Annotated in this window: 22 protein-coding genes; 8 read left to right on the top strand and 14 right to left on the bottom strand. The window is 72.2% G+C overall.

All coding sequences use genetic code 11. From position 1 onward, the window contains the following. The first annotated feature begins 4 nt into the window (after positions 1-4). Genes B0I32_RS10565 through B0I32_RS10575 form a run of 3 tightly spaced genes read left to right on the top strand, consistent with a single transcriptional unit; the run spans position 5 to position 3,422 of the window. The gene (locus B0I32_RS10565) at positions 5-946 is read left to right on the top strand and encodes an ABC transporter permease (RefSeq protein WP_106237268.1); all 942 of its coding nucleotides are present in this window, start codon (positions 5-7) and stop codon (positions 944-946) included. Further along, positions 946-2,760, top strand: a complete 1,815-nt coding sequence (locus B0I32_RS10570) for a dipeptide/oligopeptide/nickel ABC transporter permease/ATP-binding protein (RefSeq protein WP_106237270.1) — start codon at positions 946-948, stop codon at positions 2,758-2,760. Before B0I32_RS10565 ends, B0I32_RS10570 begins: the two co-directional genes overlap by 1 nt. Further along, positions 2,757-3,422, top strand: coding sequence for an ABC transporter ATP-binding protein (locus B0I32_RS10575; RefSeq protein WP_106237272.1), 666 nt, complete (start codon positions 2,757-2,759; stop codon positions 3,420-3,422). Before B0I32_RS10570 ends, B0I32_RS10575 begins: the two co-directional genes overlap by 4 nt. Here B0I32_RS10575 and menC read toward each other — a convergent pair. Further along, positions 3,412-4,512 (bottom strand): o-succinylbenzoate synthase, encoded by a 1,101-nt coding sequence (gene menC, locus B0I32_RS10580; RefSeq protein ID WP_181307250.1) that lies wholly within the window; start codon positions 4,510-4,512, stop codon positions 3,412-3,414. The genes B0I32_RS10575 and menC overlap by 11 nt on opposite strands. A gap of 13 nt (positions 4,513-4,525) precedes the next feature. Further along, complete coding sequence (locus B0I32_RS10585; protein WP_106237274.1) at positions 4,526-5,323, bottom strand: GNAT family N-acetyltransferase; 798 nt, start codon at positions 5,321-5,323, stop codon at positions 4,526-4,528. A gap of 126 nt (positions 5,324-5,449) precedes the next feature. On the opposite strand from B0I32_RS10585, the gene B0I32_RS57575 reads away from it, so the two are divergent. Continuing rightward, positions 5,450-5,605, top strand: a complete 156-nt coding sequence (locus tag B0I32_RS57575) for a hypothetical protein (RefSeq protein WP_181307252.1) — start codon at positions 5,450-5,452, stop codon at positions 5,603-5,605. 53 nt (positions 5,606-5,658) lie between these two features. Here the strand turns inward: B0I32_RS57575 and B0I32_RS10590 are convergent, their stop codons facing one another. The 7 genes from B0I32_RS10590 to B0I32_RS10620 form a co-directional block, all read right to left on the bottom strand. Continuing rightward, a complete protein-coding gene (locus B0I32_RS10590; RefSeq protein ID WP_106237276.1) occupies positions 5,659-7,248 on the bottom strand; it encodes a Na+/H+ antiporter in 1,590 nt (529 codons plus the stop codon). 117 nt (positions 7,249-7,365) lie between these two features. After that, positions 7,366-8,448 carry a M24 family metallopeptidase gene (locus B0I32_RS10595; protein WP_245955739.1) on the bottom strand — a complete coding sequence of 361 codons (1,083 nt, stop codon included), beginning with the start codon at positions 8,446-8,448 and terminating at the stop codon, positions 7,366-7,368. Then, the gene (locus tag B0I32_RS10600) at positions 8,445-9,353 is read right to left on the bottom strand and encodes an ABC transporter ATP-binding protein (protein ID WP_106237278.1); all 909 of its coding nucleotides are present in this window, start codon (positions 9,351-9,353) and stop codon (positions 8,445-8,447) included. Before B0I32_RS10600 ends, B0I32_RS10595 begins: the two co-directional genes overlap by 4 nt. After that, a complete protein-coding gene (locus B0I32_RS10605; RefSeq protein ID WP_245955740.1) occupies positions 9,350-10,123 on the bottom strand; it encodes an ABC transporter ATP-binding protein in 774 nt (257 codons plus the stop codon). The genes B0I32_RS10600 and B0I32_RS10605 overlap by 4 nt, the downstream gene beginning before the upstream one ends. Further along, complete coding sequence (locus B0I32_RS10610; RefSeq protein WP_106237280.1) at positions 10,120-10,998, bottom strand: ABC transporter permease; 879 nt, start codon at positions 10,996-10,998, stop codon at positions 10,120-10,122. Before B0I32_RS10610 ends, B0I32_RS10605 begins: the two co-directional genes overlap by 4 nt. Continuing rightward, positions 10,995-12,017 (bottom strand): ABC transporter permease, encoded by a 1,023-nt coding sequence (locus B0I32_RS10615; RefSeq protein WP_106237282.1) that lies wholly within the window; start codon positions 12,015-12,017, stop codon positions 10,995-10,997. The genes B0I32_RS10610 and B0I32_RS10615 overlap by 4 nt, the downstream gene beginning before the upstream one ends. 12 nt (positions 12,018-12,029) lie before the next feature. Further along, on the bottom strand, positions 12,030-13,607 hold the full coding sequence (locus B0I32_RS10620; RefSeq protein WP_106237284.1) for an ABC transporter substrate-binding protein: 1,578 nt from the start codon (positions 13,605-13,607) through the stop codon (positions 12,030-12,032). A 110-nt stretch (positions 13,608-13,717) separates the two neighbouring features. On the opposite strand from B0I32_RS10620, the gene B0I32_RS10625 reads away from it, so the two are divergent. Further along, positions 13,718-14,359 (top strand): Lrp/AsnC family transcriptional regulator, encoded by a 642-nt coding sequence (locus B0I32_RS10625; RefSeq protein WP_106238195.1) that lies wholly within the window; start codon positions 13,718-13,720, stop codon positions 14,357-14,359. A 79-nt stretch (positions 14,360-14,438) separates the two neighbouring features. On the opposite strand, the gene B0I32_RS10630 is transcribed toward B0I32_RS10625, so the two are convergent. Then, a complete protein-coding gene (locus B0I32_RS10630; protein WP_245955742.1) occupies positions 14,439-14,774 on the bottom strand; it encodes an avidin-fold protein in 336 nt (111 codons plus the stop codon). Positions 14,775-15,527: 753 nt separating this feature from the next. Here B0I32_RS10630 and B0I32_RS10635 point away from each other — a divergent pair. Beyond that, complete coding sequence (locus B0I32_RS10635) at positions 15,528-16,295, top strand: bestrophin-like domain (protein ID WP_106237289.1); 768 nt, start codon at positions 15,528-15,530, stop codon at positions 16,293-16,295. 2 nt (positions 16,296-16,297) lie between these two features. Next, complete coding sequence (locus tag B0I32_RS56405; RefSeq protein WP_146178123.1) at positions 16,298-17,179, top strand: hypothetical protein; 882 nt, start codon at positions 16,298-16,300, stop codon at positions 17,177-17,179. Positions 17,180-17,504: 325 nt separating this feature from the next. On the opposite strand, the gene B0I32_RS61375 is transcribed toward B0I32_RS56405, so the two are convergent. Next, entirely contained in the window at positions 17,505-17,699 is a 195-nt protein-coding gene (locus B0I32_RS61375; RefSeq protein ID WP_219911725.1) for a response regulator, read from the bottom strand. Between the two features lie 101 nt (positions 17,700-17,800). Here B0I32_RS61375 and B0I32_RS10655 point away from each other — a divergent pair, with 101 nt between their 5' ends. After that, positions 17,801-18,574, top strand: a complete 774-nt coding sequence (locus B0I32_RS10655; protein ID WP_106237293.1) for a phosphotransferase enzyme family protein — start codon at positions 17,801-17,803, stop codon at positions 18,572-18,574. A 27-nt stretch (positions 18,575-18,601) separates the two neighbouring features. On the opposite strand, the gene B0I32_RS10660 is transcribed toward B0I32_RS10655, so the two are convergent. From B0I32_RS10660 to B0I32_RS10670, 3 genes are read right to left on the bottom strand one after another with little or no spacing between them, the layout of a single operon-like run. Beyond that, positions 18,602-19,510, bottom strand: a complete 909-nt coding sequence (locus B0I32_RS10660; RefSeq protein ID WP_106237295.1) for a carbohydrate ABC transporter permease — start codon at positions 19,508-19,510, stop codon at positions 18,602-18,604. A gap of 3 nt (positions 19,511-19,513) precedes the next feature. Continuing rightward, complete coding sequence (locus tag B0I32_RS10665; protein WP_106237298.1) at positions 19,514-20,428, bottom strand: carbohydrate ABC transporter permease; 915 nt, start codon at positions 20,426-20,428, stop codon at positions 19,514-19,516. Continuing rightward, the gene (locus B0I32_RS10670) at positions 20,425-21,744 is read right to left on the bottom strand and encodes an extracellular solute-binding protein (RefSeq protein ID WP_106237301.1); all 1,320 of its coding nucleotides are present in this window, start codon (positions 21,742-21,744) and stop codon (positions 20,425-20,427) included. Before B0I32_RS10670 ends, B0I32_RS10665 begins: the two co-directional genes overlap by 4 nt. Positions 21,745-21,829 lie beyond the last annotated feature (85 nt).

Genomic DNA, 21,829 nt, shown 5'->3' on the forward strand with positions numbered 1-21,829 from the left:
CTGAATGACCCGCCGTCTCGGCGTGCGGCGACTGGTGCGGTTCGCGGTGTCGCTGGGGGTGCTCATGGTGGTGTCGTTCGCGATGATCCACCTGATCCCCGGCGACCCCGTCCGCGCCGCCCTGGGCCCGGCCGCTCCTCTGGAGCTGGTCGAGGCCCGCCGGGCGGCGCTCGGCCTCGACCGGCCGCTGCCGGAGCAGCTGCTCACGTACGTCACCGGCGTCGTGACGGGCGACTTCGGCACCTCGTTCCTCACCGGCGAGCCGGTCGGGGAGGTGATCGCCAGCCGGCTGCCCAACACCCTGTCGCTGGCGCTGCTCGCCACCGCCGTGGCGCTGCTGATCGCCGTGCCGCTCGGGATGTGGGCCGCCGTCCGCACCGAGAACGGCCGCAACCGGGGCACCGAGCTCGGCTTCAGCGCCACCACCGGCACCGCCGTGGCCGTGCCCGAGTTCCTGTACGCCATCGCGCTCGTGACCGTCTTCGCCATCGCGCTCGGCTGGTTCCCGCCGGCCGGCAAGGCGGGGCCGCTCACGTACGTGCTGCCCGTCCTGGCCCTGTCGCTGGGCCCGGCCGCCATGATCGCCCGCATCTCGCGCGTGGAGACGCTGCGCGAGCTGGCCAAGGACTACGTGCGCCTGGCCCGCGCCAAACGGCTGCCCGCCGCCCGGCTGCACCTGCGGCACGTGCTGCCCAACACGCTGACCGCCACCCTGACGGTCGGCGGCCTGCTGCTGACCTCGCTCATCGCGGGCGGCGTGCTGGTCGAGTACGTCTTCGCCTGGCCCGGGCTCGGCCTGAAGATCGTCGAGTCCATCACGCAGAAGGACTATCCGGTGGCCCAGGGCGTGATCCTCGTCTACGGCGCCCTCGTCCTGGTCGTCAACCTCGCGGTCGACCTGGTGCTCGGGGCGCTCGACCCGACGTCCGCCATCAAGGAGGCCTGATGACCGGCTGGTCGCGCAGGAACGCGCCGGGAGTCGCGGGGGCCGTCATCGTGGCGGCGATGGCCGTGCTGGCCGTCGTGGGCCCGCCCATCTGGGGCGACGAGGCCGTGCGCATCGACGCCGCCGCGATCCTTCAGGGAGCCTCGCCCGGCCATCCGCTCGGCACCGACAACCTCGGCCGCGACCTGCTGGCCAGAGTCCTGGTCGCCGGGCGGTACTCGCTGCTGCTGGCGCTGGCGGCCACCGCCATCGGCGCCGTGGCCGGCATCGTGCTCGGCACCCTGCCCTCGGTCCTGCCCAGGCGGGCCGCCCGGCTGGCCACCGGCACGGTCAACGCCCTGGTGGCCTTCCCCGGGCTGCTGCTGGCCATGTTCACGGCGGTCGTCACCGGGCTGGGCGCGCGCGGCGCGGTGCTCGGCATCGGGGCGGCCATCGCCCCCGGCTTCGCCCGGCTCACCCAGACGCTGGCCGCCACCGTCGCGAACGCCGACTACGTCTCGGCCGCCCGCATGCTCGGCGTGCCCCGCCGCCGCATCCTGACCAGGCACGTGCTGCCCAACATCGCCGAGCCGCTCATCCTCAACCTCACCCAGGCGCTCGGCGGCGCGCTGCTCGGCCTGGCCGGGATGTCGTTCCTCGGGCTCGGCGTGCAGCCGCCCGACTTCGACTGGGGCCGGCTGCTGTTCGACGGCTTCCCGCGCATCTACGTCACGCCGGAGGTGGCGCTCGGCCCGGCCGCCGCCGTCGCGCTCGCCGGGATCGGCTTCAACCTGCTCGGCGACGCCCTGGCCAGGGCCGCCGCGCGGACGTCCGTCGTCCGCGAGCGGACGCCGGCCCCGCCCGTCGCGGACGGCGCGGGCGAGCCGGACCCCGGCGCGGTGCTGGAGGTACGCGACCTGACCGTCACCTTCCCCGGCGGCGTCACCCCCGTGCGGCAGCTCTCCCTGACCGTGGCGCCCGGCGAGATCGTCGGCCTCGTCGGCGAGTCCGGCAGCGGCAAGAGCCTGACCGCCGCCGCCATCGGCGGGCTCGTCCCCTACCCGGGCACCGTCACGTACGCGGCGCTGCGCCTGGGCGGCAGGGACGTCGCCACGCTGTCGGACAAGGAGCTCGGCACCGCGCTCGCCATGGTCTTCCAGGACCCGCTCGCCGCGCTCAACCCGGCGCTCAAGGTGGGCGGGCAGCTGGCCGAGGTGGCCATCGTGCACGAGGGCGCCGACCGCGCCGAGGCCCGCCGCCGCGCCGTGGACCGGCTCGGCCACGTCCACCTGCCGGAACCGGAACGCCGCGCCAGGCAGCATCCGCACGAGCTGTCCGGCGGCATGCGGCAGCGCGCCGTGATCGCGATGGGCCTCATGGGCACGCCGCGCCTGATCGTCGCCGACGAGCCCACGACCGCGCTCGACGTGACCGTGCAGCGGCAGATCCTGCGGCTGCTGCGCGAGGTCGTCGAGGAGACGGGCGCGGCCACCCTGTTCATCTCCCACGACATCGCCGTCGTGGGCGAGCTCTGCGACCGGGTCGTGGTCATGTACGCGGGCCGCGTCGTCGAGGAGCTGCCCGCCGGCCGGCTGGCGGACGGGGCCGCGCACCCGTACACGAAGGCGCTCATCGCCTCCCTGCCCGACCTGGACACCGACCGCTCCACGCCGCTGGCGGGCATCGCCGGCACCCAGCCCGCCCCCGGCCAGATCGGCCTCGGGTGCGCGTTCGCCCCCCGATGCCCGCTGGCCACCGCCCGGTGCGAGTCCGAGCGGCCAGAACTCGTCGCGCACGGCCCCGGGCAGCGGGTCGCCTGCTGGGAGGTCAAATGATCATCAAGAACCTGAGCGTGCGCTTCGGCGCCTTCACCGCCGTGGACGACGTCACGCTGGAGATCCCCGACGGCGGCGTCGTCGGGCTCGTCGGCGAGTCGGGATCGGGCAAGTCGTCGCTGGCCAGGGCCGTGTGCGGGCTCGTGCCGCACACCGGCAGCGTGGAGGGCGCCCGCCGCGTGCAGATGGTGTTCCAGGACCCGTACGCCTCGCTGAACCCCCGCATGACCGTCGGCAGGACCATCGCCGAGGGCGCCGGGCCGAAAGAGGTGGAGCGGCTGCTCGGCCTCGTCCGCCTGCCCGCCGAGCTGGCCGGGCGCTACCCGCGCGAGCTGTCGGGCGGGCAGCGCCAGCGCGTCGCCATCGCCCGCGCCCTCGGCGGGAACCCCGGCCTGCTGGTCGCCGACGAGATCACCAGCTCGCTCGACGTGTCCGTGCAGGGCGCGGTGCTCAACCTCGTCCGCGGGCTGCGCGACGAGCTGGGGCTGACGATGTTGTTCATCTCGCACAATCTGGCCGTGGTCAGGTACGTCGCCGACGTGGTCGCCGTCATGCACCACGGCCGCCTGGTCGAGGTCGGGCCCACCGAACAGGTCGTCGGTGAGCCCGCGCACGAATACACCCGCGCCCTGCTGGCCGCGGTGCCCAGGCTCAGAGGGTGATCCACTCCGTGGCCGTGGTCACCTCGTCGAGCACGGCCGGGATCGGCTCGACGCCCAGCCCCGGCCCGGCGGGCACCTCCAGATGCCCGTCCGCCAGCTCGAACGGCTCGGTGACGTCGGTCGCGTAGTAGCGCCGCGAGCCGGAGGTGTCGCCCGGCAGCGTGAAGCCCGGCAGAGCGGCCAGCGCCACGTTGGCCGCCCGGCCCAGGCCGGTCTCCAGCATGCCGCCGCACCACACCGCGACGCCGTTGGCCCGGCACAGGTCGTGGATCCGGCGCGCCTCCAGGTAGCCGCCGATCCGGCCCGGCTTGATGTTGATGATCGAGCACGACCCGAGCGCGATGGCCGCGGCGGCGTGCTCGGCCGACTCGATCGACTCGTCCAGGCAGACCGGCGTCCGCAGCTGCGTGGCCAGCTTGGCGTGCTGGACCAGGTCGTCGTTGGCCAGCGGCTGCTCGATCAGCAGCAGGTCGAACGGGTCGAGCCGGGCCAGGTGGCGGGCGTCGGTGAGGGAGTAGGCGGCGTTCGCGTCCACCTGGAGCAGCAGGTCGTCGCCGAAGCGCTCGCGCACCGCCCGCACCGGCTCGACGTCCCAGCCGGGCTCGATCTTCAGCTTGATGCGCACGTACCCCTCGTCGATGAAGCCCGCCACGGCGTCGAGGAGCTGCGGGACCGAGTCCATGATGCCGACCGACACCCCGCACGGCACGCGCGTCCTGGCCGCGCCGAGGAAGCGGCCGAACGACTGGCCCGCCGCCCGCAGCTGCGCGTCCAGCACCGCCGTCTCCACCGCCGCCTTGGCCATGCGGTGCCCCTTGATCGGTTCGAGGGCGCGGCCGACGTCCTGCGCGTCGAGGGTCCGCGGCAGCCTCGGCAGCAGGAAGCGGCGGATCACCTCGGCGGCGCCGTCGACGTACTCGGAGGAGTAGAGCGGCCCGGACATCGCCACGCACTCGCCCCAGCCCTCCGCGTCGGGCGTCACCACCCGCACCAGCAGGATGTCACGGGAGGTCTCGGTGCCGAACGAGGTGCGGAACGGCGCCACCAGCGGCATCGCGATCCGGCGCAGCTCTACTCCGGTGATCTTCACTTGCGCTCCCACTTCACTGTCTCTCCAACCTCTCCAACACGTAGTACGACTTCCCGCAGAACCCCGTGACCTCGCGGCCCTGCGCCATCAGGCCCCCCAGCACCTCACGCACGGCGTGCCGCCAGGCCTTGCCGGCTCCCGGGTCGGCCCGGCGCAACCCCTCGATGTCGGAGGGCACCGCCACCAGCACGGTCGCGGCGTCGTCCGGCCCGGGGACCGGGCGCCCGCCCTCGTCGGCCAGCGCCACCACCGCGTCAGCGGGAACCGGCACGACGTACGGCTCCCGCCGCGCCAGCGCCTCCACGTGCGGCGCGGTCAGCGGCCAGGACGCCAGCAGCCGGTCCGACTCGTCGCCCTGGTTGATCGCGTCCTCCATCACGCCGTAGAAGGCCGGCAGGTACTCCACCGGCCTGGCGCCCAGCTTGGCCAGGTTGAAGTGCGCGTTGCGGCGCACCAGCGGGTCGTAGGTCCAGGTGATGCGCTCCAGGCCGCGCTCCAGGGCCCAGCGCCGCTGGTGCTGCTTGAGCAGGAACCCGATGCCGTGCCCGGCCGTCGCGCCCGTGACGTGGGAGTGCAGCGCGCCCCCTGCCGCCAGGAACCCCACGGAGGCGCCCACCATGCGCTCCCCCTCGAACGCCCCGGCCACGTAGCCGCCGGCGTGCGCCAGCGCCCGCATCAGCTCCAGCGTGATCGGCGGGTCGCCGGAGCCGAAGTGCCAGATGCCGTCGAACAGCGCGTTCACGCCTTCGAGCTCCGGCATCTCGTGGAGCTCCCTGACCTCGATCAACGGCCCACCCTTTCTCACGGACATCTCATGGCGACGGTATGCCATCGTCGTTCGCCGATGTTCGTGCGGATTCACCAAGACGACCCCGCCCTTTCGTGGCCCCGCCCTATCAAGGAGCCGGCGGCCGTGGTGCGGTTCTAGGTTGCCGGGGTGAAAGAAGAGCTCATGACCGTGCTCGGCGACGCCGACGCCGTACTCGAACCGCTCACGCACAACCCGGACAACGCCGTCACCCGCGGCATCTGGCGCGCCCGCGCCGGCTGCCGACGAGGCCTGAAAACTAGCCGCCACCGTCCTGTGACCTGAACGGCCCGCGTCCGAGCTAGCGCTGGGCGGCCCGCGCGGTCAGGCGGGTGAGGTCAGCGCCAGCTTCTGGTGTCGAGGCGGCGCAGGACGCGCGAGACCACCGCGGGGTCGGCGCCCGGATCGCGGCGCGCCTCCAGCACCACCTGCCGGGCGGCCGACAACATCTCGCCCTGCACCCGCCGCACCAGCTTGATCCGCCGGGCCCGCTGCTCGTACGCCTCGCGCCGCTCCTCGTCGCCGATCTCGGGGCTGATCCGCAGGCCCAGGTCCATCATGCGCCGAGTCAGCGCCTCGACCACCTCCTCGGGCAGCCCCTCGGCCTCGTCGATCTGGCGCAGCCGCCGCTTGGCCGCCCTGGCCGCCTCGATCGCCAGCCGCTTCTCCAGCTCCCGCTCGGCCGCCGTGTCCGCCTTCACCCCGAGCCTGGTCACCAGCCACGGCAGCGTCAGCCCCTGCACGATCAGCGTCACCAGGATGACCGCGAACGAGACGAACACGATGACCGCCCGCTCGGGGAACGCCCCGCCGCCCTCCGTCTCCAGCGGGATGGCCAGCGCCAGCGCCACCGACGCCACCCCGCGCATGCCCGCCCACCACATGACCACGGTCTCGCGCCAGCTCAGCGGCACCTCGGAGGTCCCGTCCGCCCCCTGCGGGCCCATCTTCCTGGCCACCCACGCGGCCGGCAGCAGCCAGACCAGCCGGACCAGCACCACGACCCCCACGACGGCGGCGCTCCAGCCGAGCACCAGCCCGAGCCGCCCGTGCACGGTGCCGAGCACGGCGTGCAGCTCCAGCCCGATCAGCCCGAACGCCACCCCCGTCACCAGTGTGTCCACGACCTGCCAGAACGTCGTCGCGGCCAGCCTGCCGACCACGTCGTCGGCGTCGGCCATGCGCTCGGCCAGGTAGGACGCGGCGGTCAGCACGGCCAGCACCCCCGACCCGTGCAGCCGGTCCGCCAGCGCGTACGCGGCGAACGGCAGCAGCAGCGACAGCCCGACCTGCAGCGTGGCGTCGCCCAGCAGCGTCATCAGCCGCCCGCCGAGCCACCCCAGCGCCAGCCCCACCAGCACGGCCACCACGGCCGACAGCACGAACTCGCCCAGCGCCCCCGGCCACGAGAAGGTGCCGGTCACGGCCGCCGCGATGGCCACGTGGTAGAGCACGATCGCGGTGACGTCGTTGAACAGGCCCTCGCCTTCGAGCAGCGACACCATGCGCCTGGGCAGCCCGAGCCGGCCCGCCACCGCCGTGGCCGCGACCGGGTCGGGCGGCGCCACCAGCGCGCCCATCGCCACCGCCGCCGCCAGCGGCAGCCCGGGCACGAGCGCGTGCGCGACCGCCGCCACGGCCGCCGTGGTCACGAAGACGAGCGCCACGGCCAGCAGGAAGATCGGCTGCCAGCTGGCCGCGAACTGCCGCCACGAGGTGCGCTGGACGGCCGCGTACAGCAGGGGAGGCAGCAGCAGCGGCAGCACGATGCCGGGCGGGACGTTCACGTTCGGGACGAAGGGCAGGACGGCCAGCACGATGCCCAGCAGCGTCATCAGGACAGGCGGGGGCAGCCCGAGCCGCTCACCCACCGGTACCGTGACCAGCGCGCCGAGCAGCACGAGCATCAGCAGCACCAACTGGTCCACGACGCCCCCTGACGATCGTCCGGACCAGCGTAGTCGAGCGTTCCAGGACGGCGGCGCAGTGGCTGACGATCAAAGACGTGCAGCACGCGCGCGCTGACGGTCGAGGACGTGCGGGGGCTAACGCTCGAGGACGTGCAACGTCCGCGGGCTGGAGCCCAGCGGCACGGCTCCCGGCTCGGCGCAGGCCACCACGTCCGCCACCCGGGCCCCGAACAGGTCGGGCACGTAGATGGCCGGTTCGACGCAGAACGTCATCCCGGCCGCCAGCACGGTGTCCTCGCCGTCCCTCGGCCCCTCGTCGGGCCCTAGACCCACGCCCCGGCAGGTGCGGGCGGCGGCGAAGCGCCCGTACCCGCTGCCGTCGATCACCTCGCCGACCGCCCGCGCCACCTCCGCCACCGGGGCGCCCGGCCGCACCGCGCCCAGCCCGGCCCGGTACGCCGCCTCCACCACGGAGTACATCGCCTCGAAGTCCTCGGGCGGCTCGGCCACCACGAACACCCTGCCCACCTCGGCGCAGTAGCCGCCCCACCGCCCGCACACCGACACCGTCACCGCGTCGCCCGGATTGATCACCCGTTCGCCCGGCACGTGCGCCGGCCTGGCCGTGTGCTCACCCGCCGCCACCCGCAGCGCGACCAGCTCCTCGCAGCCCGACTCCGCCAGCAGCACCCGCAGCCGGTGGGCCATCGCCCGCTCGGTCGCCCCGAACCAGGCCAGCTCCCTCGCCCGCGCCAGCACGCCCTCCGCCGCGGCCACGGCCCGGCCGATGGCCGCCACCTCGTACGGCTCCTTACGCAGCCGCAGCGGCGCCAGCACCGAGGACGCGGGCACGAGCTCGGCCTCGATGGCCATCCCGAACAGCTCCCGCACCCGCATCTCCGGATCCACCCCGACCCGCCGCGCCCCCTCGGGCACCAGTCCGGCCGGATCGGTGGTCTCGGCCACCGCGTCGCCGGTCACGACGATGAACGCCCCCGCCCGCCCGTCGGGACGCCCGCCCAGGAACCGGTAGTCCGGCGAGGGCCGCAGCACCAGCGCGTCCACCCCGGCCCCGGCCATCGCCTCCCGCACGGCCGCCACCCGGCCGCTCACGGCGTCGAGCGGCTCCCCCGCGTCCGCCGCCACGCGCACGGCGTCGTGCGACTCCCCGGCGGCCGCCACCCGGCCGGGCAAGGGGTCGCGCGGCTCCTCGCTCACGTGGGCTCGTGCAGCCAGCAGGCGACCGGCCCGAAGTCCGGCTCCTTCTCGCGGCACACGTCCATCACCATCGGGCAGCGCGGGCTGAACCGGCAGCCGCCCGGCGGGTTCGCCGGATCGGGCACGTCCCCGGGCAGCTCGGCGGGCAGCACGCCCAGCCCGTCCGGCTTCGGGATCGCCCCCAGCAGCGCCTTCGTGTACGGGTGCCGCGGCTCGGCCCACACCTCGGCCGTACCGCCCACCTCGACGATCTTGCCCAGGTACATGACCGCGATCCGGTCCGCGATCAGCCGCACCACCGACAGGTCGTGGCTGATGAACAGCAGCCCCGCCCCAGACTCCACGGCCAGGTCCCGCATCAGCCTGGCCACCTGCGCCTGCGCGGAGGCGTCCAGGGCCGAGATCGGCTCGTCGCCGATCAGCAGCCGCGGCCGGGCCGCCAGCGCCCGCGCGATGGCGATCCGCTGCCGCTGCCCGCCGGAGAACTCGTGCGGGTGCCGCCGGGCGAAGTCGCGCGGAAGCCCGACGCGTTCCAGCAGGTCGGCGGGGGTGGTGGCGGTGTCGCCCGAGGTGCGCAGCCCGTCGGCGATCTGCTCGCCCACCCGCCGCCTCGGGTTCAGCGACGCGTACGGGTCCTGGAACACCATCTGGATCCCGGTGAGCCTCCTGCGGCGCAGCCCGAGCGGGGTGACCGGCTGCCCGTCGAAGGCGACCGAGCCGGCGGTGATCGGGTTCAGCCCGCAGACCGCGCGGGCCAGCGTCGACTTGCCGCAGCCGGACTCGCCGACCAGCCCGACAACCTCGCCGGGGTTGACCGCCAGGCTGGCCCCGGCCACCGCCCGCACCACGGGCCGGCCGGGGGAGCGGTGCTCGACCACCAGGTCGTCAATGGTCAGCAGGCTCATGTCAGCTCCGTATCCGGCAGGGAGTCCAGCAGCGAGCGGGTGTAGGCGTGCCCGGGCTCGCGCAGCACGCTGGCGCGCGGCCCCGTCTCCACCACCAGGCCGTCCTTCATCACGCTCACCTCGTCCGCGACCGCCGACATGACGCCCAGGTCGTGCGTCACGAGCAGCACCGCCAGCCCCAGCTCGTCGCAGAGGCCGCGCAGCAGCCGCAGCACGCCCGCCTGGACGGTCACGTCCAGCGCGGTCGTGGGCTCGTCGGCGATCAGCACCTTCGGCGAGCAGGCCAGCGCGATCGCGATGGCGATGCGCTGCCGCATCCCGCCGGAGAACTGGTGCGGGAAACGCCCGTACGCCTCCGCCGGGCCCGGGATGCGCACCTTGCCGAGCAGCTCCACCGCCCGCGCCTTCGCCTCCGCCTTGCCCAGGCCGAGGTGGTGGCGCATGTGCTCGGTGAGCTGCTTGCCGATGGTCAGCATCGGGTGCAGGCTGGTCGCCGGGTCCTGGAAGACCATGGCGACCTCGCCGCCGCGCACCCGGTTGAGCTCCTTGGGCGGCAGGGTCAGCAGGTCGCGCTCGCCGAGCCGGATCGCGCCCGAGACCCGCGCGCCGTGCGGCAGCAGCCCCAGCACGGCCAGCCCGGTCATCGTCTTGCCCGACCCGCTCTCGCCGGCCAGGCCGTGCACCCGGCCCTCCGACAGCCGCAGGTCGACGCCGCGCAGGATGTCCTTCCCGCCGATCGACATCTTCAGCCCGGTGATGTCCAGCGTCACAGCGCACGCTCCTTGATCGCGCGGGCCGTACGGGGGTCGAGGGCGTCGCGCAGGGTGTCGCCGAGGAAGTTGAACGCCAGCACCACGGTCAGGATCGCCAGACCCGGGAACGTGGCCACCCACCAGCTGTCGAACACCTCGACGCCGGAGGCGACCATCGCCCCCCACTCGGGCGAGGGCGGCTTGGCGCCCAGGCCCAGGAACGACAGCCCGGACAGCAGCAGCAGCGCGGTGCCGATGTCGAGCGTGGCCAGCACCAGGACGGGGCCGGTCACGTTCGGCAGCACGTCGACCCGCAGCGAGCGCCACACCGAGAAGCCCAGCAGCCGCCCGCTCAGCACGAACTCCCGCTCCCGCACGCCCAGCACCAGTCCGCGCGTCACCCGCGCGTAGGCGGGCCAGGCGACGACGAGCACGGCCAGCACCGCGTTCGTCAGGCTCGCGCCGAGCGCCGCGGCCACCACCATGGCCAGGATGACCGTGGGGAAGGCGAACACCAGGTCCGCGACCCGCATGATGGTCTCGTCCACCCAGCGGCCGAAGTATCCGGCGCACGCGCCGAGCAGGCCGCCGATCAGCACCGACAGCGCCACCAGCAGCAGCGTCAGCGGGATCGACACGCGCGCCCCGTACATGACGCGGCTGAGGATGTCGCGGCCGAGCTGGTCCGTGCCGAACCAGTGGCCGGGCCCGGGAGCGGCCAGCCGCGGCAGCTCCTGGGCGAGGGGGTCGTGCGGCGCCAGCACGGGCGCGGCCAGCGCGACCACGATCCAGGCGACGACCAGCACGCCGCCGACGACGGCCAGCGGCTGCCGCCACGCCTGCGGCAGCCTGCGGAGCAGGCCCTTGCGCGCGAGGGGGTCGCGCCGTCTCATTGGAGCCTCACTCGGGGATCGATGACGCCGTACAGGACGTCCACGATCAGGTTGATGACCAGGTACACGATGCCCACCACGAGGCCGACGCCCATGACGGCGGGCAGGTCGAGGGTGGTGGCGCTCTTGTAGGCGTACTGGCCGACGCCGGGCCAGGCGAAGATCGCCTCGACCAGCACGGTGCCGGACAGCAGGCTGCCGAAGGCCAGGCCCGCCACGGTGATGATGGGCACCAGGGCCGAGCGGAGCACGTACCGGAACAGGATCGTGCGCCCGGGCAGGCCCTTGGCCCTGGCGGCGCGCACGTAGTCCTGCCCCAGCACCTCCAGCACCGCCGACCGGGTGAACCTGGTCAGCAGCCCGATCGTGTAGAGCGCCAGCACCAGGGCGGGCGTGACGAGGTGGCCGGCCGCGGAGGCGAAGATGTCCCACCGGCCGGCCAGCAGCGCGTCCACCGTCTGCAGCCCGGTCACGGGCGGCGCCAGGCCGAGCGCGACGTCCACCCGGCCGCTGCCGGGGGTGAGCTGCAGCCGGTAGAAGAACACGTAGAACGCCAGCAGCGCCAGCCAGAACGTCGGCACGGAGATGCCGATCAGGCTCAGCACCCGCAGCGCGTGGTCCGAGAGACGGTCCCTGCGCAGCGCCGCCACCACGCCGAAGCCCACGCCCAGCACGAGCGAGACCAGGATCGCCGCGCCCGCCAGCTCCAGCGTCGCCGGGACGAACTCGGCCAGGTCCTGGCCGACCGGGCGGTGGCTCTGCTGGCTCATGCCCAGGTCACCCTGGACCAGGCCCTGCAGGTGGATCAGGTACTGCTGCCAGAGCGGCTTGTCCAGGCCGTGCTCGGCCCGCCACTGCGCCACGATGGCGGGATCGCCCAGGGCCCGCTGGCCGAGGTTGGCGGCCACGGGGTCACCGGGGACGAGGTTCGTCAGCACGAACGTCACCAGGGTGATGCCCCAGGCCATCAGCACGGCCAGCAGGATCCGCCGGATCAGGAACCGCGCGAGCGGATGCACCCTGCGCCGCCCTTACTTCGCGCCGAGGTCGGCGACGTCCACCGTCCACACGGGGTGGTACTCGAGGCCGGTCACCGACGCGGCGGTCACGATGTTCTGGCCCGGCTGGATCAGCGGCACGAACGGCCCGGACTCGTTCAGCTTCGTCTGGACGTCCACGTACGCGGCACCGCGGGCCTCGTCGCCGATCGTGGTGGCGGCCTTGTCGCCCGCCGCCTCGATCTCCTTCGCCGCGTCCTTCTTCCAGCCGGCCCGCAGGCCCACCGTCTTACCGGGCAGGAAGGCCAGGTAGTCGCTCGGGTCGGGGTAGTCCGGGCCCCAGTACCACAGGCCCATCTCCTCCTTGCCGTTGCGGTAGTTGTCCAGCGCCGTCGTGACGGGCGCCGGCTGCAGGTCCACCGTGATGCCGACCTCCTTGAGGTTGGCCTGGATCCGCTCGGCCAGCGGCTGGAACGACAGGCCGTTCACGGTCAGCTCACTCGGGTACTCCAGCTTGACGCTCGGGTTGGACAGCCCGCTCGCGGCCAGCGCCGCCTTGGCGCCCTCGACGTCGCGCTTGGCCCCCTGATCGGCGGGCAGCGCGCCGAGGAACTGCGACGGGATCACGCCGGGGGCCTGCGCCGAGCCCTCGCCGGCCAGCTCCAGCAGGCCGGTGTAGTCCACGCCCTTGCGCACGGCCTCGACGAACTTGGGGTTCGTGGTGGTCTTGCTGATCGCGGAGTCCTGGTTGGCCAGCAGGAAGATCACGTTCGCCGACGGGGTCTTCTTGACCTGGAGGGTCGCGGGCATGCCGGCGACCTGGTCGCCCGACAGGTTGAGCGCCACCTGGCTGTCGCCGCGCTGGACGTTCAGCTTCTGGGTGGCGGCCTCGACGTTGCGGATGACGACCTTGTCGTAGGCGGGCTTGGTGCCGTAGTACTTCGGGTTCGCCTTGAGCGTGACCTGGCTGCTCACGTTGAACGACTCGATCTGGTACGGGCCGGAACCGGCCGAGGAGCCGTTCAGGTACTGCTCGGCCTTGTCCTGCGGATCCGTCGTCGCGCCGTTCTGCTTGGCGAGCTTGCTGTTGATGATGCCGAGGGCCGGGTTCGGCAGGATGAACGGCAGGGCCGGGTTGGCCGCCTTCGACGTCAGCGTGATCGTCGTGTCGTCGGTCTTGGCCACCTCGACGCCGTCCAGCAGGAAGGACGGCGTACCCTTCATGTCACGCACCCGCGTGAGCGAGAACACCACGTCATCGGCCGTCAGCGGTGAGCCGTCGGCGAACGTGGCCCCCTGCTTCAGCTTGAGCGTCAGCGTCTTGCCGTCCTCGGACAGCTCGTACGACTCGGCCAGCGCCGGCACCGGCTTGGTCACGTCGGCCCCGTCGAACGTCAGCAGCGTCTCGTAGACCGCCTTGCCGATGATCAGTCCGGTCGGCTCGTACGTGCGGCCGGGGTCGGCCGTCTTGAGGTCGAAGGAGGTGTCGATGACGAGGGTCTTGCCCCCGGCCGCGGCCGGGGTCTGGGAGGTGCCGCCGCCGCTTCCGCAGGCGGCGAGGGCGAGTGCACCGGCGAGCAGCACAGCCGCCGTCTGCGAGCGGGTCGCCATGTAGTTCCTCCAAAATTGGACGTTCAGCAGAAGGATGTCGAGGATTGTCCGGCAGAACGTCCAGGCTCTGTGCGGCCAGCGAGACGTATATCAAGTGCGGTGAGGTAATGATGAGTGAAATTTCCAGAAATGGTGTCGGCGGTGGCGGTCAACCTGGACGGATCGGCATCGGGCTCGAACTGGACGACGTCCACATGAAGATCCTCGAGGTCCTGCGCGAGAACGGCCGGATCTCGGTGGCCGCGCTGGCCGAGCGGGTGGGCATCTCGCGGGCCAACGCCTACACCCGCTTCGAGGCGCTGCGCGCCGACGGCGCGATCAAACGCTTCACCGCCGAGATCGACCATGTCAGGACCGGGCTCGGCATCACGGCGCTGATCTTCGTGACCGTACGCCAGCAGATGTGGAAGCAGTTCCGGGCCGAGCTGGCCAGGATGCCGGAGGTGGAGTACTGCGCGATCACCACCGGCCAGCACGACGCGATGATCCAGGTACGCGTCTCCGACGTGGCCGCCGTGCACACCATGGTGACCGATCGCCTGGCCAACATCCCCGCCGTCAAGGCGACCGAGACGGTGTTCATCCTGGACGAGGTGCTCAAGCGGCCGTACGTGCTGCCGAGCGACGGCGACCGGGACCGGCCCCGCTCCCCGCGGCGACCGGCCCCTGAGGCGCAGGGGGACGTGCCGCTCGGCATGATGCGCTTCGTCGGCGCCGCCGAAGGCCGCGCCGCCCTCCGCAAGGACGGCTGACGCCTTCGGCGGGACGGCTGACGCCTCGCGCTCAGGACGTCTTCGTCGGGACGGCTGACGCCTGCGCTCGGCTCGGTGATCAGGCCACTTCGGCGCACACGCTCACGTGCGGCGTGTCATCCCCCTCGAACGCGAACTCCTCCACCAGCCGCAGCAACCCGTCCTCCCCGGCCTCGATGCGGCTGATGCTCCTCCCGGCCGCCTTGCCCCCGGCCACCAGCGCGTGCACGTAGGTGATCGACACCTGGTCACCGTCCCTGGTGCCGACGAAGCGCCCCTGGGTCACGGTGTCGCCCGTGTAGCTGCCCCACACCACCTCGTCGTCCTCCCAGTACTCGAACCGGGTGGGGCTGTCGGGGTCCACCACGCTCGCCGTGGAGCTCACCATCACGAATTTACGACCGTTGAGATTCACGCCCCCATGGTCCCCAGATTCCCGAAATATCACCAAACCGTTGGACATTTGGTGATGCTCCCCAGTCAACCCGCACCAATCCGTCCAGCAACACCCCACCCGACCCGCGATCACCACCCCCTCAGTCCACCGCCCCCACCCCTGGAGCCCGGAGCAGGGATCACCGACGCCGATGGGACTGCGGGACCGATGAGACCACGGAACCGATCGGGTGATGGCGCCGACCGGGACGATGGAACAACACCCCTTGTGAGGCAGCACCGCTTGGAGGGTGGCATTCCTCATGAGGCGTGATCCTTCGTGAGGCGGGATCCCTCGTGAGGTGACATTCCTCGTGAGGCGGCACCGCCCGGAAAGGGGATCCCTCGTGAGGCGGCGCTGCCGGGGGCGACCACCCCGGAGCGCCGCCTCCGGGCAGGTGCCCGAAAGGTGTCTCTGCGGGGGCCGTCGGGCACCTTCCCCTACGCGGCGAGGACCCCGGCCAGCTCGTCGGCCACCAGCTCGATGGTCCACTGCCCCACTGGCTCACCGGCCCACCGCGACACCGGCTCGTCGGCTTCCCTGGGTCGTCCATGGGCAGCCCTCGTTGACGCCGATACGCCTTTGGAAACCGCCTGCTCCGGTCCTCGTGTGCGACTCGCGGAGCCGGGCGGGGGCTTGCCCGGGACTTTACCTTTCACCGCCTGACGCCATCATTGCGCTGTGTGATAGTAATGTGACACTGCGTATCCGAAAGAGATCCGGGAGATCTTCATGGTGGCGTACACGCTCTCGATCTTGGCGGCGGTAGGCGCGGTGGCGCTCACCGCGCTGCTGTTCAGGCGGGTGAAGAGAGCGGGCGAGGACCGCGATCCCAGCGGCCCGTCCGCCGCACACGCCGGGGCGATGCTGTCGGCCATGTTCCTGCTGGTGTTCGCGATCGCGATCATCGTGCCATGGACTACGGCCGACGCAGCCAGGCTCAACACCCACGCCGAGAGTCAGGCCGCGGTCGACGCCTACTGGGCCGCCGCCGACCTGCCCGGCTCCGCGCCGGAGGAGGTGCGGCGATCGTTGCGCGAATACGTCGCGTTCGTCGTACGGGACGAGTGGCCGGTCATGGCCGACGGCAAGATGCACCCGGTCGGGGCCGAGCGGATGGACGACCTGCGCGGCCGCGTCACCGAGTTGCAGACGCGCGACAACGACGAGGAGGACGCCAAGGCCGGCGTGCTGGAGCAACTCAGCGCCATCTCCACGGCCCGTGCCCAGCGCACCGCCGACGCCGCCGCGTCGCCGCCTGACGGGCTGCTGCTGCTGACGATCCTCACCGGCGTGCTGGTCATCGTCTTCCCGTTCCTGGCCGGGGCCAGGCCGCGCGGGCTGGCGATGCTGCCGCTGCTGGCGACGGCGGCGCTGCTGGGCTTCGGCACCTACCTGACCTGGGACATCTCCCACGCCTTCGCCGGGCCGCTGGCGGTCGGGCCTGAGGCGTTCCAGGGGGCGTTGCAGGAGTTCGCCCGGATCACCGGGGGGATGTGACCGTGGCAGCCGGACGCGCGCCCCTGCTGCTCGCCGCCACCCTCCTCACCGCCACCGCCGTCGGCCCCGCCGCCATCCCGGCCTCCGCAGGCGGCAGCCCCCGGCCCGATCGTGTGCCCGCGCCGACCACAGCGGTGCACCCTGGACAGGGTTCGGTGGCGGCCAGGGTGGCAAGTGCCGGGCAAGGTTCGGTGGTGAGCACGGTGGCGGCGGGTGCAGTGCGAGGGCTGGTGGTGCCGGTGGCGGGCTCTGGGCTGGGGCCGGTGACAGTTGCAGGGCAGGGGCGAGGGCCGATGGTGGTGCCGGTGGCGGGTGGTGGTCGCGGGGACTCGGTGGACCGGGACGTGGGTGGGGGGCGGGTGCCGGTGCGGGGGTGGGATTCTGGGCGGGTGCCGTCGCCTCGGCCGGTGCCGAAGGTGTCCGTACGGCCGCCCGCCCCGCCCAAGGGCGTCACCGTGGGGCCGACGGTGAAGGTGCCCCGGGTGTCGGTGCGGCGGGCGCCCCGGCCCAAGGTGTCGATCTCGATCCCGAACGTGAACCGGCGGGCCAGGCCCAAGATCACGCTGCCCCAGGTGACGATCTACCCGGACGGCGTGTGCTCGGGCGCGGTCGCGGTGGGGGAGTGCCCGCGCCGCAGATCCAGGGCGGAGGCGCGTAAGGTCGTGCCTCCCGCTCCACCCGCGTCCCCCGTACGGCCGGTGCGTGTGTCCCCTCCGCCGGACCCGACCCCGACCCCGACCGCCACGCCGTCGACTCGATCACACGTCAAACGCCTCGAACCGCCGGCCAGGCGGGGCAACCCCCTGAACACCGTGCTGCTGACCGTCGTACTGGTCACCGCCATCACCTCGACGACGGCGGTCGCGTTCCGCCGCACCCGCTGAGCAAGCGAAAGGCCGGGGTCCGGGCGAGTGACTCGTCTGGCCCTGCGAGGTGGTGGGAGGTCGGATGGGGTGGCTCATCCGACCTCTGAGACTCGTCCGACCCTCCGTGACGCTGGGGGATCGGCGGCCTCGGCCCCGGCGGTCCCGGAAGCGGTCACGTACGGGCGGATGGTGTCGCTGCCGAACACCCCCAGTACGCCGCCAGGAACGCCCCGCACAGGGCGACCAGCTTCCAGTGGTGCCGGAGCTTGACGGGGACGCGGTGTCTGAGCCGCTTCGGCCGTGCCATGACGAGGGCCTCACAAGTCGGTCTGGTCGTATCCGGTCAGGACCGTGACCGACTGGCCGTGGTTGCGTTCGCGCAGCGTGGCGATGAAGGTCCGCGGGCTCGCCACCGGGCCTGCGTGCCCGACGCGGCGGTGCGCACCCGGAACCCGTTCAGCTCCAGGGCGTCGAGCAGCAGCTCGCGGATGTTGGGCTCGTCGTCCACCACGAGCACCAGGGGTGAGTTGGCCGCCATGACGCCCGTTCTACCCCCTCTACCTGGGAATCCGGTGAAAAACGCGATGCGCGGCCGGAAGACCGCGTGGCACACTGACCGGACGCGATCAAGGAGGGGCGGTGCCCGGGGAAGAGGTGCTGACCGGCGGTGGTGTGAACCACGTGGTCAGGGCGGGCGCCACCGTACGCCGCCCGGCGGGCCCCTGGACGCCGGCCGTGCACGCGCTGCTGCGGCACCTGGAGGCGCGCGGGTTCACCGGCGCGCCGCGCGCGCACGGGCTCGACGAGCACGGGCGGGAGGTCCTCGACTTCGTGCCGGGCGAGGCCGCCGACCATCCGCTGCCCGCGTGGTCACGCACCGACGACGCGCTGACCCGGGCGGCCCGGCTGCTGCGCGGCTACCACGACGCCACCGCGGATTTCGCGCCCCCGCCGGACGCGGTCTGGTACTTCCCGCCGGTCGAGCCGGCCGAGGTCGTCTGCCACGGGGACGTGGCGCCGTACAACTGCGTGTTCCGGCACGGGCGGCCGGTCGCGCTGATCGACTTCGACACGGCGCACCCCGGCCCGCGCATCTGGGACGTGGCCTACGCCGCCTACCGGTTCCTGCCGCTGCACGAGCCCGGCGACCACGACGGCCTGCCGCTCGGCGAGCAGGCGCGGCGGCTGCGGCTGTTCGCCGACGCCTACGGGCTCGGCGCGGCGGACCGCGCGGCGCTGGTGCGCACGGCACGCGCCCGCCTGCGCCACCTGGTCGCCTTCATGCGCGAACGCGCCGCCGCGGGCGACGCGGCCTTCGCCGGCCACGTCGCCCGCGGGGACGACCGCTTCTACGAGGCGAACATCGAGCACCTGAGCCGCCACGAGAGCGCTCTCATACGCGCGCTCACGTGAAGCCCGCCCGTCACGCCGAACGAGAGCTCACTTGCTGAACCCCGCCGTCAGGCCGCTGAGCAGTTGGCGGCGGCCCACCACGTACAGGATGAGGATGGGCAGCGTGGTCAGCACGACCGAGGCCAGCACCGCGGGCACGTTGATGCTGTACTGACCCTGGAACGACCACAGCGCCAGCGGCAGCGTGCGCTTGTCGGGGCTCTGCGTCAGGATCAGCGGCAGCAGGAACCCGTTCCAGATCTGCAGCGAGTTGTAGACGGTCACCGTGACCACGGCCGGGCGGGTCAGCGGGAAGGCCAGCCGCCACATCGTCACCTGCTCGGTCGCGCCGTCGATCCGCATCGAGTCGAACAGTTCCTTCGGCACGTCCCTGATGAAGTTGGCCAGGATCAGCACCGACAGGGGGATCGCGAAGGCGATCGAGGGCAGGATCAGCGCCAGCAACGTGTCGTACAGGCCCAGCCTGATGATGATCAGGTAGATCGGGATGACCGTGGCCTGCAGCGGGATCGCCAGCCCCATGAGGAACAGCGAGTTCGTCCAGCGCAGGAACCGGCTCTCACGGCCCGCCCGCACGATCGCGTACGCCGCCATGAAGCTGAACAGCACGGCCGGCACGACGGCGCCGAGCGTGGCGATGACGCTGTTGACGAAGTACTGCGGGAAGTCCGCCTCGATGACCATGCCGTAGTTGGCCAGCGTCGGCGCCGCCGGCGGCGCGAGCGGGTTCTCGGCGTAGTAGTTGCTCTGCGACTTGAAGCTGGTGATGACGATCCAGTAGATCGGCACGATCACGATCGCCAGCCAGATCACGCTGCTGACGCCGGCCAGCCAGTTGGGGCGCTCGCGGCTGCGGCGCTGCCTGCGGCGGTGGCCTCGCGGCTCCGGGCCGGGAGCGGAGAGCCGCTCGGGGGCTCTGGTGGGGACGGTCGTCATGCGTCAGGCCCCTTCGAGCTGGCTGTGGGTGGAGTCGCGGCCGCCGAGCCGGCGCAGCAGCAGCGCCAGGACGAGGCCCACGAGGACGAGGATGACCGCGATTGCGCTGGCCGGCCCCATGAGGTTGGCCTGGAAGCCGCGCTTGTACATGTCCAGGGCCAGCACCCGGGTCGCGTCGCCGGGACCGCCCGCGGTGAGCACGAAGATCAGGTCGAAGAAGGTCAGCGAGCCGACCACCATGAGCGTCGACGACGTGATGATCGTGTACTTGAGCTGCGGCAGCGTGATGCTGAAGAAGCGGCGGACGCGGCCCGCGCCGTCCAGCTCCGCGGCCTCGTACATGGAACGCGGGATCTGCCGCACGCCGCCCTGGTAGATCAGCGAGTGGAACGGGATGAACTGCCAGGACACCACGAAGATGACCACGCTGAAGGCCAGCACCGGATCGCCCAGCCAGTCCTGCACCAGCAGGGGGATCTGCAGCCCCGCGCCGAGACCGAAGTTCGGGTCGAGCAGCGCCTTGAACGTGATCGCCAGCGCCGCCGAGCTGAGCAGCAGCGGGATGAAGTACAGCACCGACAGGATCGCGCGATAGCGCTGGTGCCCGGCAAGGAAGACGCCCATGAGGATGCTCGCGGGCGTCTGGACCGCCCAGGACGCCGCCATGACCAGGAAGGTGATCCACAGCGCGTGCGGGAGACCGGGGTCGCTCAGCACGGCCCGCCAGCTGTCGAATCCGGCGAGGTGGATCTCGCCGAGCCCGTCCCACTGAGTGAAGCTCAGCACGAGGACCCCGATGAGCGGGATCACGCCGAAGGCGACGAAGAACAGCAGGGCGGGAAGGGCCAGCCAGCTGAGGGAGCCGCCGCCCCGGCCCGCCTTCGCGGAGGGCCGGGTGGCGGTCGCTACCGCGCTCACTTGCCGATGACCGCGTTCATGTTCGTGGCGAACTGCTGCGGCGAGATCGACATCTGGAAGAGCTTGGAGATGTTGTCGAGCAGCACCTCGGCGGCGGTCGGGCTGAGCGCCTGGTCCCACGACTGGGCGAAGGACTTGGCGTTGACCGCGATGCCGTACACGAAGTCGAGGAAGGCCTTGTCCTTGGAGCCGGCGAACTGGGCGTCGGCGCCCTTGACGATCGGCACCGCGCCGGTCGACACCCACTCCTTGACGGACTGGTCGCTCATCAGCTCGGTGGAGAAGAACTTCTTGGCGATCTCCTTCTGCTCCGGCGTGGCCTTGGAGGAGATCGACATGTACTGGCCGGGGTTGCCGACGGTGTTGCCGGGGTCACCCTTGCCGCCGTCGATCGGCGGGAAGTTCATGTAGCCGAGGTTGCCGCCGGAGACGAAGTCGCCGCCGTCGGTGGACATGCTGCCGTACGTCCAGCCGCCGTGCAGCATCATCGCGGCCTTACCGGTGTAGAGCAGCGCCTGGTCGGCGTTGGAGTCGGCGGTGATCGAGGAGAAGCCCTTGACGAACCCGTCGGCCTTGATCAGCTCCTGCATCTTGCCCAGGGCGTCGATCGCGATCGGGTTGTTCCAGGCGTCCTTCTCACCGTCGAACACGGCCTGGAAGACCTCGGGGCCGCCGAGGCGGTCGAAGAGGAACTCCAGCCACATCATGTTGGTCCAGCGCGACTGCCCGCCGAGCGAGAACGGCGCGATGCCCTTGGCGTTGAACTTGGGCACCAGGTCCATGATGTCGCCCCACGACTGCGGGGGCTGGGCGCCGATCTTGTCGAAGGCGCGCTTGTCGTAGTAGAGGACGATCGGCTGCATCGTCTCGCACGGCATCGCGTAGATCTTGCCGTCGATGGTGGCCGCGCCGAAGGACGAGGGGAACAGCCGGTCCTTGACGGCGGCGTTCTGGTCGAACCACGAGGTCAGGTCGTCGACCTGGCCGGCCTGGACGTAGCTGCGCAGACCGCCGCCGCCCCAGCCCCAGATGATGGTGGGCGCCTGGCCGGCGCCGATGGCCGTCTTGATCTTCGTCTTGTACGCGTCGTTCTGGAACGTCGTACCAGTGATCTTGCCGTTGGGGTTGGCCTTGTTGAACCGCTCGACCGTCCTGGTCCGCACGCCCTCCTGTGGCTGCGTCGACAGGTACCAATAGGTCGCGCCGCCGCCACCTCCACCACCGCCGCTCGTGGCGCCGGTGCCTCCGCCCGCGCCGGTCTGGGTGGGTCCTGAACTGCCGCACGCGGCGAGCGCGGCTCCCAGGGGAAGACCCATGGAGAGGCTGAGGAAAGTGCGGCGAGACGTTGTGCTGGGCTCCACGCTGATCTCCGTACTCGAATGCCGCGGGCCGGGGGGTCGC

The sequence above is a fragment of the Nonomuraea fuscirosea genome (assembly GCF_003001935.1).
Lineage (GTDB): Bacteria > Actinomycetota > Actinomycetes > Streptosporangiales > Streptosporangiaceae > Nonomuraea > Nonomuraea fuscirosea.

Excerpts from the sequence above, each read along its gene's own strand:
- B0I32_RS10565 (WP_106237268.1), top strand. The coding sequence starts at position 5 with ATGACCCGCCGTCTCGGCGTGCGGCGACTGGTGCGGTTCGCGGTGTCG.
- B0I32_RS10570 (WP_106237270.1), top strand. The coding sequence starts at position 946 with ATGACCGGCTGGTCGCGCAGGAACGCGCCGGGAGTCGCGGGGGCCGTC.
- B0I32_RS10575 (WP_106237272.1), top strand. The coding sequence starts at position 2,757 with ATGATCATCAAGAACCTGAGCGTGCGCTTCGGCGCCTTCACCGCCGTG.
- B0I32_RS10585 (WP_106237274.1), bottom strand. The coding sequence starts at position 5,323 with ATGTCCGTGAGAAAGGGTGGGCCGTTGATCGAGGTCAGGGAGCTCCAC.
- B0I32_RS10600 (WP_106237278.1), bottom strand. The coding sequence starts at position 9,353 with ATGAGCCTGCTGACCATTGACGACCTGGTGGTCGAGCACCGCTCCCCC.
- B0I32_RS10610 (WP_106237280.1), bottom strand. The coding sequence starts at position 10,998 with ATGAGACGGCGCGACCCCCTCGCGCGCAAGGGCCTGCTCCGCAGGCTG.
- B0I32_RS10620 (WP_106237284.1), bottom strand. The coding sequence starts at position 13,607 with ATGGCGACCCGCTCGCAGACGGCGGCTGTGCTGCTCGCCGGTGCACTC.
- B0I32_RS10625 (WP_106238195.1), top strand. The coding sequence starts at position 13,718 with ATGAGTGAAATTTCCAGAAATGGTGTCGGCGGTGGCGGTCAACCTGGA.
- B0I32_RS10635 (WP_106237289.1), top strand. The coding sequence starts at position 15,528 with ATGGTGGCGTACACGCTCTCGATCTTGGCGGCGGTAGGCGCGGTGGCG.
- B0I32_RS61375 (WP_219911725.1), bottom strand. The coding sequence starts at position 17,699 with ATGGCGGCCAACTCACCCCTGGTGCTCGTGGTGGACGACGAGCCCAAC.
- B0I32_RS10660 (WP_106237295.1), bottom strand. The coding sequence starts at position 19,510 with ATGACGACCGTCCCCACCAGAGCCCCCGAGCGGCTCTCCGCTCCCGGC.
- B0I32_RS10670 (WP_106237301.1), bottom strand. The coding sequence starts at position 21,744 with ATGGGTCTTCCCCTGGGAGCCGCGCTCGCCGCGTGCGGCAGTTCAGGA.